This window comes from Ruegeria sp. AWH4_226 (genome assembly GCF_056159225.1).
Map to the genome: position 1 here is coordinate 1,748,912 of NZ_JBSWUU010000001.1, position 13,104 is coordinate 1,762,015.

Here is a 13,104-nt window from a genome sequence, read left to right on the forward strand (position 1 = left end):
TACCGCTGAATTCACCTCGAATTCTGCGCGCTCGAAGGAACGCATTGACAATTCGCACTTGCCCCACACATTTTGCACCATCACAGAAGGCGCCGATTGAATTAAGCGAGGTTTCCCCTTAAATGCCTGTAGTTGTTGTAGAATCCCCGGCTAAAGCTAAAACAATCAACAAATACCTTGGCCCCGACTACACGGTATTGGCATCGTATGGCCATGTGCGCGACCTGCCACCAAAGGACGGATCCGTCGACCCTGAGCATGAATTCTCGATGAAATGGGAGGTCGGAAATGACAGCCGAAAGCATGTCAAGGCCATCGCCGACGCCCTGAAGGAAGACAACGCGCTGATCCTCGCCACCGACCCCGATCGTGAGGGTGAGGCCATCAGTTGGCACCTGCAGGAGGCACTGACAAAACGGCGCTCGATCAAGAAGGATACCCCGGTTAGCCGGGTGACGTTCAACGCTATCACAAAAGACGCAGTGACCGAGGCAATGCAAAACCCGCGTCAGGTCGATATGCCCTTGGTTGAGGCTTATCTGGCCCGCCGAGCGTTGGATTATCTTGTGGGGTTCAACCTGTCTCCAGTCTTGTGGCGCAAGCTACCGGGCGCAAAGTCAGCCGGGCGCGTGCAATCTGTATGTCTGCGTTTGATTGTTGAGCGCGAGATGGAGATTGAGGCGTTCAAACCGGTTGAATACTGGTCGGTCCGCGCGTTGTTTGAAACACCACGCGGGCAGACCTACGAAGCTCGGCTTGTTACCTATGCTGGCAAAAAGCTGGACAAGCACGACCTGAAAGATGCCACCCAGGCTGAGTTGGCAGTACAGGCCATCACCAGCCGAGCGCTCAGCGTTACCTCGGTCGAGGCCAAACCCGCCGCACGCAACCCCAGCGCACCGTTTATGACCTCGACCCTTCAGCAAGAGGCCAGCCGCAAGTTCGGCATGGGCGCGCGACACGCAATGCAGGTGGCGCAACGCCTCTACGAGGCTGGTTACATCACGTATATGCGAACCGATGGCATCGACATGGCGCCTGAGGCCGTGGCCTCGGCCCGAGACGCAATCAAAGACCGCTATGGTCCGGAATATGTGCCTGACAGCCCGCGCATGTATAAGAATAAGGCCAAGAACGCGCAGGAAGCCCACGAATGTATCCGGCCTACGGATATGTCGCGCGATGCCAAGGCGCTGAAGGTCACGGATGAAGATCAGCGCAAGCTGTATGACCTGATCTGGAAGCGCACCATCGCTTGCCAAATGGCCGCCGCGCGGCTTGAGAGGACCACTGTTGAGATCGGCAGCGATGACGGTCAGGTTGGCCTGCGCGCGACGGGTCAGGTGGTTCTGTTTGACGGGTTCATGCGCGTCTATGAAGAGGGTCGCGACGACGTTGTCGATGATGACGACAAGCGCCTTCCGCAGATTATGCAAGGTGATCCGGCCCCCTTCGCCAAAGCCTCATTGCGGGATCAATTCACCAAAGCGACCGCGGACGACAAATCTGCTGTTCTGTCTGATAATGAGGCCGTTCTGGCCCTGCAGCACCACACGCAGCCGCCGCCGCGCTATACCGAGGCTACGTTGGTCAAAAGAATGGAAGAGTTGGGGATCGGGCGCCCCTCGACCTATGCGTCAATCGTAACCACGATCCAGGACCGGGAGTATGTGCGCAAGGACAAGAACCGGCTGATTCCCGAAGAAAAAGGACGGATCGTCACTATCTTCCTGCTCAATTTCTTCCGGCAATATGTTGGGTATGAATTTACCGCCAACCTTGAAGAACAGTTGGACGATGTCAGCGCCGGAGACCGCGACTACAAAGACCTGCTGGGCAAATTCTGGCGCGACTTCTCGGCCGCGATTGGCGAGACGTCCGAGCTGCGCATTTCAGAGGTTCTGGACAAGCTGGACGAGGCATTGGCCCCACAGCTATATCCCCCGCGGGAAGATGGCTCTGACCCGCGTATTTGCCCGAAATGCGGTGTCGGTCAGCTGCACCTGAAAACCTCACGAACCGGCGGCTTCGTGGGATGCGGAAATTATCCGGAATGCACCTACACACGTCCCATTGCAGGGGAAGGCGCCGAGGGGGACGAGCGTCTGCTGGGCGAAGACGCAGGTGATGAGATCTGGCTGAAGTCAGGCCGCTTTGGTCCTTATGTGCAGCGCGGCGAACCTACACCAGAAAACAAAAAACCCCCTCGTGCGTCACTGCCGCGCGGGTGGAACAAGGATGACATGGATCTGGACAAGGCGCTGACGTTGCTGTCCCTGCCCCGCCAGATCGGTGAGCATCCCGATGGGGGCATGATTACTTCGAACTTTGGACGGTTCGGCCCGTATCTGATGCATCAACTGCCCGATGAGGCCAAGCCGGTCTATGCCAACCTCAAGGACCCCAACGATGTGTTCGAGATCGGCATGAACCGCGCCGTTGAGTTGCTGGCAGAAAAACGCGCGAACCCGGGGCGGCGTGGACAGGCCGCCAAACCGTTGAAAGATCTGGGTGAACACCCTGATGGCGGCGCGATGCAGGTTTTTGAAGGGCGATATGGACCCTACGTGAAATGGGAAAAGGTCAATGCGACGATCCCCAAGGATATCAAGCCCGAGGACGTAACGCAGGAAATGGCCATCGAATTGGTGAATGAGCGGGCTGCTAAGAAGGGAACCAAGAAAAAGGCTGCGCCCAAGAAAAAAGCCACTACCAAGAAGGCGGCCACCTAAGGGCCGTTAGGTAGAAATACCACCACCGGCCTGGATTCGTTGACTTCCCCGAGACGTGGCGGCACAACCTGCCCATCACCACGTCATTGGGGGAGTTTCCATGAAGAAAATCTATGCCAATGCCGCCGAAGCACTTGATGGGGTGCTGACGGATGGCATGCTGATTGCCGCAGGCGGGTTCGGCCTGTGCGGCATACCCGAACTGCTGCTAGAGGCGATCAAGGACTCAGGCGCTCAGAATCTTACATTTGCGTCGAACAATGCAGGGGTCGATGACTTCGGCATCGGCATTCTATTGCAGACAAAGCAGGTCAAGAAAATGATCAGCTCATATGTCGGCGAGAACGCGGAATTCATGCGTCAGTACCTGTCCGGTGAGCTAGAGTTGGAGTTCAACCCTCAAGGAACCCTTGCCGAACGCATGCGTGCCGGCGGTGCAGGAATTCCCGGGTTCTATACCAAGACCGGTGTCGGCACCGTGATCGCCGACGGGAAAGAGCACAAGGATTTCAACGGCGAAACCTACATCATGGAAGAAGGTATCTTTGCCGATCTGGCCATCGTCAAAGCGTGGAAAGCCGACGACACTGGCAACCTGATCTTCCGTAAGACCGCGCGCAACTTCAATGTTCCCGCTGCGACCTGCGGCAAGATCTGCATCGCCGAGGTTGAAGAGATCGTACCGCGCGGCTCACTGGATCCCGACGCTATCCACCTGCCCGGCATCTACGTACATCGCATCATTCAGGGCGAGCACGAAAAGCGCATCGAGCAGCGCACCACCCGCAAGAAGGAGGACGCATAATGCCTTGGGACCGCAATCAGATGGCCGCGCGCGCGGCGCAAGAGCTGGAAGACGGTATGTATGTGAACCTCGGCATCGGTATCCCGACGCTGGTGGCGAACTATGTGGGTGACAAGGACATCACCTTGCAATCCGAGAACGGCATGCTGGGCATGGGCCCCTTTCCGTTCGAGGGCGAGGAAGACCCGGACCTGATCAATGCGGGCAAGCAAACGATCACCGAACTGGCCCGCACGGCCTATTTCGACAGCGCGACCTCATTTGCCATGATTCGCGGCGGTAAGATCGCAGCCGCGATTCTTGGTGCCATGGAAGTGGATGAGAAAGGTGATCTTGCCAACTGGATGATTCCCGGAAAGCTGGTCAAAGGCATGGGCGGCGCGATGGACCTTGTGGCTGGCGTCGGCCGCGTAATCGTCGTTATGGATCACACGAATAAGCACGGCGACTCGAAGGTGCTGAAGGAATGCACTCTGCCGCTGACCGGAAAAGGTGTTGTGGATCGCATCATCACCAACCTTGGTGTTCTGGACGTGGTCGAGGGTGGGCTCAAAATCGTCGAACTGGCCGATGGTGTCAGCGAGGACGAGATGCGCGCGGCGACAGAAGCCACAATCGTCAACTGACCATACTAAATGAAGAAGGCCCGCTGTTTTTTTAGCGGGTCTTTTCAGTTTGTCGTCTGGAAAACGCAGCCGTCCGAGATCAGCTCGGGCGGGGTTGAACACAGGGCTTTGGCGATTTGAAAAGCCGCCAGCACTTTGGGCACATAGTCTCGTGTCTCGGCATAAGGTGGCACACCGCTATGCTTGCGCACTGCGCCCTCCCCGGCATTATATCCTGCCAGAACGAGGATCGGGTCATTTCCGAACTCGCCCATCAGCCAGTTGAGGTATTTTACCCCGCCTGAGATATTCTGCGCAGGTTGGAAACTGTCGCTCACGCCAAAACGTTTGGCCGTCGCGGGCATCAACTGCATTAAGCCTTGCGCGCCTGCGTGGCTCACCGCGTCCGCCCGCCCCGCCGATTCCACCGCGATGACGGCGAGAACCAAGGCAGGTGAGACGTTTGTCCCCACGGTCGAGCGTAAAATCTCGACCCCCTGCTGCTGCGCGATGTTCTGAAGGGTCTGCAGCCGCGGCGAGGCTACGTTTGTTGCCGCCAGGGCATTTATGGCCTCATTCAACCTCCATGCGCCTGCCTCGGCCAATGCGGGTGAGATGTTGTCCCAAAAGGCTTTGTAGGACCCAACCGGTTTAGGCCCTGCCCCTGCGTCGGGCGCAGATGGGGGAACAACCTTGGTCCGCGCAATGATTTCGGGAATCACGATCTCTGCCCCCGTGCTGGGCGCGAACGGCGCCGTCGCATGTTCCTCGGGCGAGATCTGGACGGTGATCCTGGGCGTCGTTCCCGGCTTGGGCGCCTTCACTCGTTTGTAAACGCCTCTGGGCTCAATCTCGTTTGCGACGGCAGGCAGATTTCCTGTCATCGTAAACGCCAAAATGCCGGCGCAGCTTATCGCGTCCCGGAGTTTCATTTGCCTGCCTCGTGCTTTTCTTTTTTGCCATTTCAAGCGCGAATCCCGTTGTAAAGCCAGAGAAACACGCCCAATTAGGGCAATTTCGCCTCATTTGGCGCAATTTTGCATCGGCAACGCAGCATGACCCCAACAGTTTCGAATTTTTATTTGTTTAATTTCATTAGGTTACGAAAATTCCTGCCAAAAAGTTAAGCCTGGAAGGAAAAAAACGGTGTTTGGCCCAATTCCTGCCATGCCTGACAGGCAAACATAATGCCATACCGAGTGGGTCGGGAGCGGACTGAGAGAGAAAGCTCTGTAAAGACGCCGAGGTTTATTAGACTTATTTGATCCTTTAGGAGGGACGTAACATGATCAAGTTCATCAAGAACTTCCGCAAAGACGAAGACGGCGCCGTAACAGTTGACTGGGTCGTTCTGACCGCAGCTATCGTTGGCCTGGCCGCTGTTGCTTATACCGCGATTGGTGATGGCACCAAAGGCGTAGCAGATAATGTTGGCGCCGCGCTTGACACCACAGCGGGTAATGTCGCCTCGTCGGTCAAAGTCAACCCGACTGGCTCGACGTCGCCGTAAACGCCTGATCGTCTAGACATTGTGTTGTGGGGCTGGGTCAGCAGACTCGGCCCCGTTATTTTTCCAACACTTGCCGTGGTGATCCCATGCTTAGAACAATTTCCAATTTTTACAAACGTGAAGACGGGGCTGTGACGATTGACTGGGTGGTATTAACGGCCTTTGTCGCCTTTATGGGTGGAGTCGTAGCCATCTACATCGCAGGGCCGGTCAGTGCAATTGACGCCAAAAACGGCGCAGCGATGGATACTGTTGCCGACCAGGTCGAAACCATGTCAATCACAGTTAACTTCAGCGATTAAAAGCTGAAGAGGCCGAAATTTAGCCTGAACCTTAGAAAGCAGCACAAATAAAATCCCACATTGTCCCCGTTTTCGACACAATTTACGATTACGAAGACCTAAGCTTCGTCGTAGTGTTGCGGTGAACTGACCAGAATAGAGAGTAAAACGAGGGGACGTAAATGCGTGCAGTATTTGGACTTGTCCTGATTGTCGGGTTGGCTTTGGCCGGGGGTGCCGTCTATTTGGCGCGCGACTACATCGCTCAGCATCAGGCTCAACTCGCCGCCGAACGCAAGGCCGCGCAAGAGGCGCTTGAAAACGCAGCTTTGGCCGGCACCACCGGCGTTATTGTTTCCAATCGGGCTATGAAATACGGCGAGCGCATCACGCAAGAAGACGTGCGCGTCGTGAATTGGCCTGACGAGGCAATCCCGGAAGGCAGCTTTGTGGACATGGCGGTATTGTTCCCCGAAAACGCTAACGGAGACCGATTCGTCCTGAGAACCATGGAAAAGGACGAGGCCCTGATGGAGGTGAAAGTCACCAAACCCGGAGAGGCGGCAGGTCTGACCTCGCAACTTGAAAAAGGTATGCGCGCTTTTGCCATCAGCGTTGATGTCGCATCCGGTGTCTCCGGCTTTTTGCGCCCCGGTGACAACATTGATGTCTACTGGACCGGAACCGTCAGCAGCAGTTATGAGGGCGGCGGCACTGAAATCACGCGTCTGATTCAAACCAATATCGAGCTGATCGCGGTCGATCAAACCGCCGGATCAGATCTGACCGGCGCAACGATCGCCCGTACCGTGACAGTAGCTGCAACTCCGGAACAAATCGCGGCCCTCGCACAGGCGCAGAACACCGGGCGGCTTTCGCTGGCCTTGGTTGGCGTGCAGGACGACACGGTGGCGGACGCAATTGAGGTAGACCAGCGAAAACTGCTGAATATCCAAGAGGCTGCCCCTGCTCCGGTCGAGGCGGAGGAGAGAAAATGCTTCACCAATATTCGGCGTGGCGCAGAGATCGTACAGACTCCGATTCCCTGCACAAACTGACGTTAAATCAGAGATTTACGGATGCAAGCCGCGCCAGATGCGCGGCTTGTTTCATTTTGCATGTTGCGGAATACCCACATAAGGAAAATTCCAGAAACCCTTGATTATTGCAATAAATTCGGAATTCGCGCAGTGTTATTGCACATAGGGCATAAGACCCAAAACGAGGCGTGATCGGAGAGGCAGGTCACATGAAAATACGTTCCTGGATCAGCGCAACCCTTTTTGGGTTGGCGCTTATAGTTGGTCCGGTCGGTCACACGGCCTGGGCTGAAACTTTACGCGTGGTTAAGAATGGCACGGCTGAAACGCTGGACGTGCCGATGAACCGCGCAATCGTAGTAGAAAGCGAAACACCGTTTGCAGAACTCAGCATCGCCAATGCAGGCATTGCTGATATTTCGTCGCTTTCGGATCGCACAATCTATGTTTTGGGTAAGGCCCCTGGCCTGACCACGCTGACCCTTTTTGACGGTGCGGGCAACCTGCTGGCGAATGTCCGGGTCCGCGTCTCTCCGGATGTATCGGAGTTTAAAGAGCGGTTGCGGCAAATCCTGCCGGGCGAGCCGATCGAAGTCCGGACCGCCAATGATGGCATCGTGCTGTCTGGTACGATTTCAAGTAGTGCAAAACTGGCGCGCGCGCTTGAACTGGCCGAACGGTACGCGCCCGAGCGTGTTTCGAACCTTATGTCGGTGGGGGGCGTTCAGCAGGTCATGCTGAAAGTGCGCTTTGCCGAGATGAACCGTTCGGTAGCCAAAAGCCTGACAGCATCGCTGGGCTTTGGCGGCAGCGACGTGACTGGCGGCTTCAACACCTTGAACAACCAAGGTGCGCTGACCGGTGCCCTGAACAACAACATTCCATTTGTGCAAACAAACACAGGCGCGATTCTGTTCGGTTTTGGCGCCGGATCAACGCAAGTTCGTTTGTTGTTGGAAGCATTGGAAGCCAAGGGACTGGCCCGCAGTCTGGCAGAGCCCAACCTGTCGGCCTTGTCAGGGCAAGAAGCAACCTTCCTTGCAGGCGGTGAAGTACCTATCCCGGTTCCGCAGGAAGACGGCGTTATTGCCATTGATTACAAGACGTTTGGCGTCGAAATCGACTTTATTCCACGCGTTGTGGACGGCGACCTGATCAATCTTGAACTCGCGGCCGCCGTTTCGGCAATCGACAACAGCTCGAACTTCACAATTCAGGGCGATACCGTTCCCAGCTTTGTGACTCGACAGACCAGTACAACCATCGAGTTGCGTGACGGTGAAAGCTTTGCGATTGCTGGCCTGATTCAGGATGATTTCACTGATTTGAACAGCCAAATACCATGGCTCGGTGATGTTCCTGTGCTGGGTGCGCTGTTCCGCAGTGCAGAATATCAGCGCCAGCAAAGCGAATTGGTGATCATTATCACTGCACACTTGGTCTCGCCCACGCGCGGAGAAGCGCTTGCACTGCCCACGGATCGGGTCAAACCGCCAAGCGAATTTGATCTGTTCGTGAATGGCAGGGTCGGTCGTACAACACGTCCGGGTGCGGGCGCAGCCTCAGAAGTGGCCAAACAGGACTTTGGCAGTTCTTACGGCTACGTTCTGGATTGATAGGAGGATAGGACCAATGCAGAAGTGGATCATCACACTGGGTCTTTCGGTCGCTGTCGCCGCATGTACGCGTGAGGCCGGGTACGAAGTTGACCAAGGAGCTTTCGGAAACGCGACCCTGAATAATACTCAGGTCATGACCGGCGAGCTGAGCTATGCCCAGATCCTGGGTCAACGGTTCGCGGCCGAGGTTCCAACGCAGATCAACTTTGCCTTCGACAGCGCTCAGCTGGATGCGACGGCTCAGCGGATTCTGTTGCGGCAGGCCGCATGGATCAAGCAGTTCCCCGAAGCACGGTTCCGGGTTTACGGCCACACTGATGCCGTTGGCACATCGGCTTATAACAAAGCTCTGGGCCAGCGACGGGCCAATGCAGCTGTTGCCTTCCTGACTCAGCAGGGCATCTCGCGGTCGCGCCTTGAAGGCGTTGTGTCCTTCGGTAAGTACCGTCCGTTGATTGACACGCCGAACCGCGACCGGCGCAACCGCCGTACCGTGACCGAGGTGTCCGGCTTTGTAGATGGCAACCCGCTGGTTCTCGACGGTAAATATGCCATGATCGTCTATCGTGAGTATGTCGAAAGCGCGACCTACGAGTCGCAGCTGCGTAGTCAGACCCGAGTTGGCGATACAACTGAACAATAATCCAGAATTGGGCGGCATCGTCGCCCAATTCCCTACAATTGGTTCTTTTGCGCCTAATTCTTGCCCAAGTTCCAAGCCACATTTTCAACAATTGGATGACCTGTGGCCGGAAAAAGCCACAACGGGGCAAGGGCGAACCAGACGGAATCTGCGGGTTCACTGGCTTGGTCGGCTCTCGCAACAAGGAATATGTTAATGACGAGCGCATCGCCACATGATGACAAGAACGCCATTCTGGCTTGCACAATAAGCCGTGACGTCCAGAATTTCGACCTTCTGATCGAGGACATGGAAGTCGCGCTGGGAGAGCGATGGGGCGACCTCGGCTTTGCCGAAGCCCTTGCGTTTTTCAGTCAGCCCGACGCTGATTCCCTAGAGTTCGTCGCCTTGGCGATTGATGGCGAAGATGAAGATAACCTGTCTCTGATGGGCGAAATCATCACCCGCGCCAAGGAAAAAGGCATCAAGATCGTTCTGATCGCCGAGGATGTCACGCCCGCCTCTTTACACCAGTTGCTGCGCAAGGGCGCAGATGAGTTTGTCCCCTACCCTCTGCCCGAGGGCGAGTTGCAGGAAGCCATCGACCGAATGAACCGGCCTGATCCGGTCGCCGTTCAACCGGCAGCGGCACCGCTGGCACAGGGCGCATCGAAAGAGGGTGCTTTGTTCGTGGTACATGGGCTGGCCGGTGGGGTGGGCTCAACCACGATGGCGGTCAATCTGGCTTGGGAACTGGCGACGGTTTCGGATAAGGATGCGCCGTCCGTATGTCTGTTGGATCTGGATCTGCAATTCGGCACCATTTCCACCTATCTGGACCTGCCGCGACGCGAAACGGTTTTTGAGATGCTGTCTGACACGTCGTCCATGGATGACGATGTGTTCTCGCAAGCGCTCCAGACATACGAAGACAAGCTACACGTTTTGACGGCGCCGTCGGACATCGTGCCGCTGGACCTGATTACCCCCGAAGATATCCAGCGTGTGATCGACACTGCGCGCCGAAATTTCGACTACGTCATCGTAGACATGCCCTCGACCCTTGTTCTTTGGTCCGAAACGGTTCTTCAGGCCGCGCATGTGTACTTTGCCATGATCGAACTGGACATGCGTTCGGCTCAGAACGCGCTGCGTCTGAAACGTGCCCTTCAAGCCGAAGAACTGCCATTCAACAAATTGCGCTTTGCTTTGAACCGCGCTCCGAAATTCACTGATCTGAATGGCAAGGGCCGGGTTAAGCGGATGGGCGAAAGCCTGGGCATTTCCATCGACCTGCAACTGCCCGATGGCGGCAAGCCGGTCATGCAAAGTGGCGACCACGGACAGCCGTTGGCCAATGCAGCCGCCAAGAATCCGCTGCGCCGGGAAATCGCGAAACTTGCGAAGTCACTTCATAGTTTGGGCAGCAGCGACGCTGAGGCCGCGTAACAAGTATTAAAGGGAGAGAGCCGCCGTGTTTTCACGTTACAAGAAACAGCCCGAAGCGCAGCCGGTTCAGACCCCGGTTGCAGCACCCGCACCTGCTGCCGAGACAAAACCCACGACCACTGCCGTTGCCCGCCGGCCGGCACAGAAGAAACCGGCCGAGCCGGTCGGTGCAGATCGGGATCGCAAGCGCAAAGAGCGTCTTGGCGAAATCAAGATCGAACTACACCGCGAATTGCTGGAAAACCTGAATCTTGCAGCCCTTGAAAATGCGGGTGAGGCAGAGTTGCGCGCGGAAATCAGCGCAATCGTCAGCGAAATTCTTGAGGCTCGCAACATTGTTCTGAACCGCGAGGACCGCTCGCAGTTGAACAAGGAACTCTATGATGAGGTGACGGGTCTGGGCCCGCTTGAAACCTTACTGCAAGACGACACAGTCAACGATATTCTGGTCAACGGCCCTCAGCAGATCTTTGTAGAACGCAACGGCAAGCTGGAAATCAGCGACATCACTTTCAAAGATGAAAAGCACCTGATGCGGATCATTGATAAGATCGTGTCCGCCGTGGGTCGCCGTGTCGATGAATCCAACCCTTACGTCGACGCCCGTCTGGCCGACGGTTCGCGTTTTAACGCGATGGTGCCACCAATTGCGGTGGATGGGTCTCTGGTCTCGATTCGTAAGTTCAAGAAGGACAAGCTGGGTATTGATGACCTGGTGAATTTTGGTGCCTTTACCGAAGAAATGGCCGCCTATCTTCAGGCTGCCGTGTCGACCCGACTGAACATCATCGTTTCCGGTGGTACGGGTTCGGGTAAAACGACCACACTGAACGCCCTGTCGAGCTTTATTGACGACGCCGAGCGTATCCTGACCATCGAGGATACGGCGGAACTGCAGCTGCAACAGACCCATGTGGGACGTATGGAAAGCCGTCCGCCCAACGTGGAAGGCAAAGGCGAAGTCAGCCCGCGCGACTGTCTTAAAAACGCCCTGCGTATGCGCCCCGACCGTATCATCGTGGGCGAGACACGTGGCGCCGAGGTGATTGACATGCTGCAGGCCATGAACACGGGCCACGATGGTTCGATGACCACCATTCACGCCAACTCGGCACGGGACGGTATTTCACGTCTTGAAAACATGATCGCAATGGCCGGGATCGAAATGCCGATCAAGGCGGTTCGCAGTCAGATTTCAAGCGCTGTGAATTTGATCGTTCAGGCCAGCCGTCTGCAGGACGGTTCGCGTCGCATGACCTCGATCACCGAAATTACGGGCATGGAAGGCGACGTGATTTCAATGCAGGAAATCTTTAAATTCCAACGCGTTGGATTGACACCTGACAACAAGATCATTGGGCACTTCACCGCCACCGGCGTGCGCAGCCACTTTTCCGAGCGCTTCCGTCTGTGGGGTTTTGATCTGCCCGCTTCGGTCTATGAACCAACGACTATGTAGGAGATCTGACAATGCAACTGCCTGTTGAGGCGCTCATTTATGTCGTGATCTTCGTCGCGGTTTTCGCGTTGGTCGAAGGTATCTATCTGGTGGCGTTCGGCAAGTCCATAAGCCTGAACAGCCGCGTGAACCGACGTCTGGATATGCTCGAAAAAGGCGTCGGACGAGAGCAGGTCCTGGAACAGCTGCGCAAAGAAATGCAGCAGCATATGAAGACGCAAAGCATTCCGCTTTATTCGCTACTTGCTGACAAGGCGCAAAAGGCAGCGATCGCTTTCACTCCGCGGCAATTGATCTTGGTCATGGTCCTACTGTCGGGCTTTGCCTTTGTGGGGCTGAGCATCGGCACAGCAACCGAGATGCTTCTGCGGGTGGCGCTGTCCGTCTTTATTGGCGTCGGCGGCGTCTATATGTGGGTGAATCGCAAAGCAAACAAACGCATGAGCATGATGGAAGAGCAGCTGCCAGATGCGGTTGAGCTTATGGTCCGATCCCTGCGCGTGGGTAACCCGTTTGTATCGTCCATTCAGATTGTCGCGAACGAGGTCCAGGATCCGCTGGGTACGGAATTTGGCGTAATCGCAGATGAATGCGCCTATGGCCGTGACGTGGGTGAGGCATTGAAAGATTTGGCCGAACGTCTGGACATGCAGGATCTTCGGTTTTTGGCCGTTGCTGTTGGTATTCAGCAGCAATCGGGCGGTAACCTGGCTGAAATTCTGGCCGGTCTGGCCAAAGTGATCCGGGCGCGCTTCCGCCTGTTTCGAAGGGTTAAGGCGATCACGGCCGAGGCGCAGTGGTCCGGCAAGTTTCTGTCCGGCTTCCCGCTATTCTGTCTGGTGTTCATTCTGGTGACGGACCCCGGCTACTATGACGACGTGATCGATCACCCGTATTTCATCCCGGCCTGTTTCTTTGTTGGCATCATGCTGACAGTGAACCTGATCGTGATGCGCGTTCTTACAAACATTAAGGTCTGAGG

General features: G+C 56.0%; 12 protein-coding genes. 11 read left to right on the forward strand and 1 reads right to left on the reverse strand.

Annotation, left to right across the window (positions count from 1 at the left end):
• Nucleotides 1-122 precede the first annotated feature (122 nt).
• The 3 genes from topA (at nt 123) to ACXAET_RS08520 (ending at nt 4,163) form a co-directional block, all read left to right on the forward strand.
• On the forward strand, nt 123-2,732 hold the full coding sequence (gene topA / locus ACXAET_RS08510) for a type I DNA topoisomerase (RefSeq protein ID WP_475183732.1): 2,610 nt from the start codon (nt 123-125) through the stop codon (nt 2,730-2,732).
• A gap of 100 nt (nt 2,733-2,832) precedes the next feature.
• Nucleotides 2,833-3,537 carry a CoA transferase subunit A gene (locus tag ACXAET_RS08515; protein WP_475183733.1) on the forward strand — a complete coding sequence of 235 codons (705 nt, stop codon included), beginning with the start codon at nt 2,833-2,835 and terminating at the stop codon, nt 3,535-3,537.
• On the forward strand, nt 3,537-4,163 hold the full coding sequence (locus ACXAET_RS08520) for a CoA transferase subunit B (protein WP_068337606.1): 627 nt from the start codon (nt 3,537-3,539) through the stop codon (nt 4,161-4,163). The genes ACXAET_RS08515 and ACXAET_RS08520 overlap by 1 nt, the downstream gene beginning before the upstream one ends.
• 44 nt (nt 4,164-4,207) lie before the next feature.
• On the opposite strand, the gene ACXAET_RS08525 is transcribed toward ACXAET_RS08520, so the two are convergent.
• A complete protein-coding gene (locus ACXAET_RS08525; RefSeq protein WP_475183734.1) occupies nt 4,208-5,074 on the reverse strand; it encodes a lytic transglycosylase domain-containing protein in 867 nt (288 codons plus the stop codon).
• A gap of 353 nt (nt 5,075-5,427) precedes the next feature.
• Between ACXAET_RS08525 and ACXAET_RS08530 the strand changes: the two genes are divergently transcribed.
• The 8 genes from ACXAET_RS08530 (at nt 5,428) to ACXAET_RS08565 (ending at nt 13,102) form a co-directional block, all read left to right on the forward strand.
• Entirely contained in the window at nt 5,428-5,652 is a 225-nt protein-coding gene (locus tag ACXAET_RS08530; RefSeq protein WP_475183736.1) for a Flp family type IVb pilin, read from the forward strand.
• A gap of 86 nt (nt 5,653-5,738) precedes the next feature.
• Nucleotides 5,739-5,954 (forward strand): hypothetical protein, encoded by a 216-nt coding sequence (locus tag ACXAET_RS08535; RefSeq protein WP_475183738.1) that lies wholly within the window; start codon nt 5,739-5,741, stop codon nt 5,952-5,954.
• Between the two features lie 161 nt (nt 5,955-6,115).
• Nucleotides 6,116-6,991 (forward strand): Flp pilus assembly protein CpaB, encoded by an 876-nt coding sequence (gene cpaB / locus ACXAET_RS08540; RefSeq protein WP_475183739.1) that lies wholly within the window; start codon nt 6,116-6,118, stop codon nt 6,989-6,991.
• Between the two features lie 191 nt (nt 6,992-7,182).
• A complete protein-coding gene (locus ACXAET_RS08545; RefSeq protein ID WP_475183741.1) occupies nt 7,183-8,589 on the forward strand; it encodes a type II and III secretion system protein family protein in 1,407 nt (468 codons plus the stop codon).
• 16 nt (nt 8,590-8,605) lie between these two features.
• A complete protein-coding gene (locus ACXAET_RS08550) occupies nt 8,606-9,235 on the forward strand; it encodes an OmpA family protein (protein ID WP_475183742.1) in 630 nt (209 codons plus the stop codon).
• A 195-nt stretch (nt 9,236-9,430) separates the two neighbouring features.
• The gene (locus tag ACXAET_RS08555; RefSeq protein ID WP_475183744.1) at nt 9,431-10,663 is read left to right on the forward strand and encodes a CpaE/TadZ family protein; all 1,233 of its coding nucleotides are present in this window, start codon (nt 9,431-9,433) and stop codon (nt 10,661-10,663) included.
• A gap of 25 nt (nt 10,664-10,688) precedes the next feature.
• Nucleotides 10,689-12,122 (forward strand): CpaF family protein, encoded by a 1,434-nt coding sequence (locus ACXAET_RS08560; protein WP_475183745.1) that lies wholly within the window; start codon nt 10,689-10,691, stop codon nt 12,120-12,122.
• Nucleotides 12,123-12,133: 11 nt separating this feature from the next.
• On the forward strand, nt 12,134-13,102 hold the full coding sequence (locus ACXAET_RS08565; protein ID WP_475183747.1) for a type II secretion system F family protein: 969 nt from the start codon (nt 12,134-12,136) through the stop codon (nt 13,100-13,102).
• The last annotated feature ends 2 nt before the right edge of the window (nt 13,103-13,104 follow it).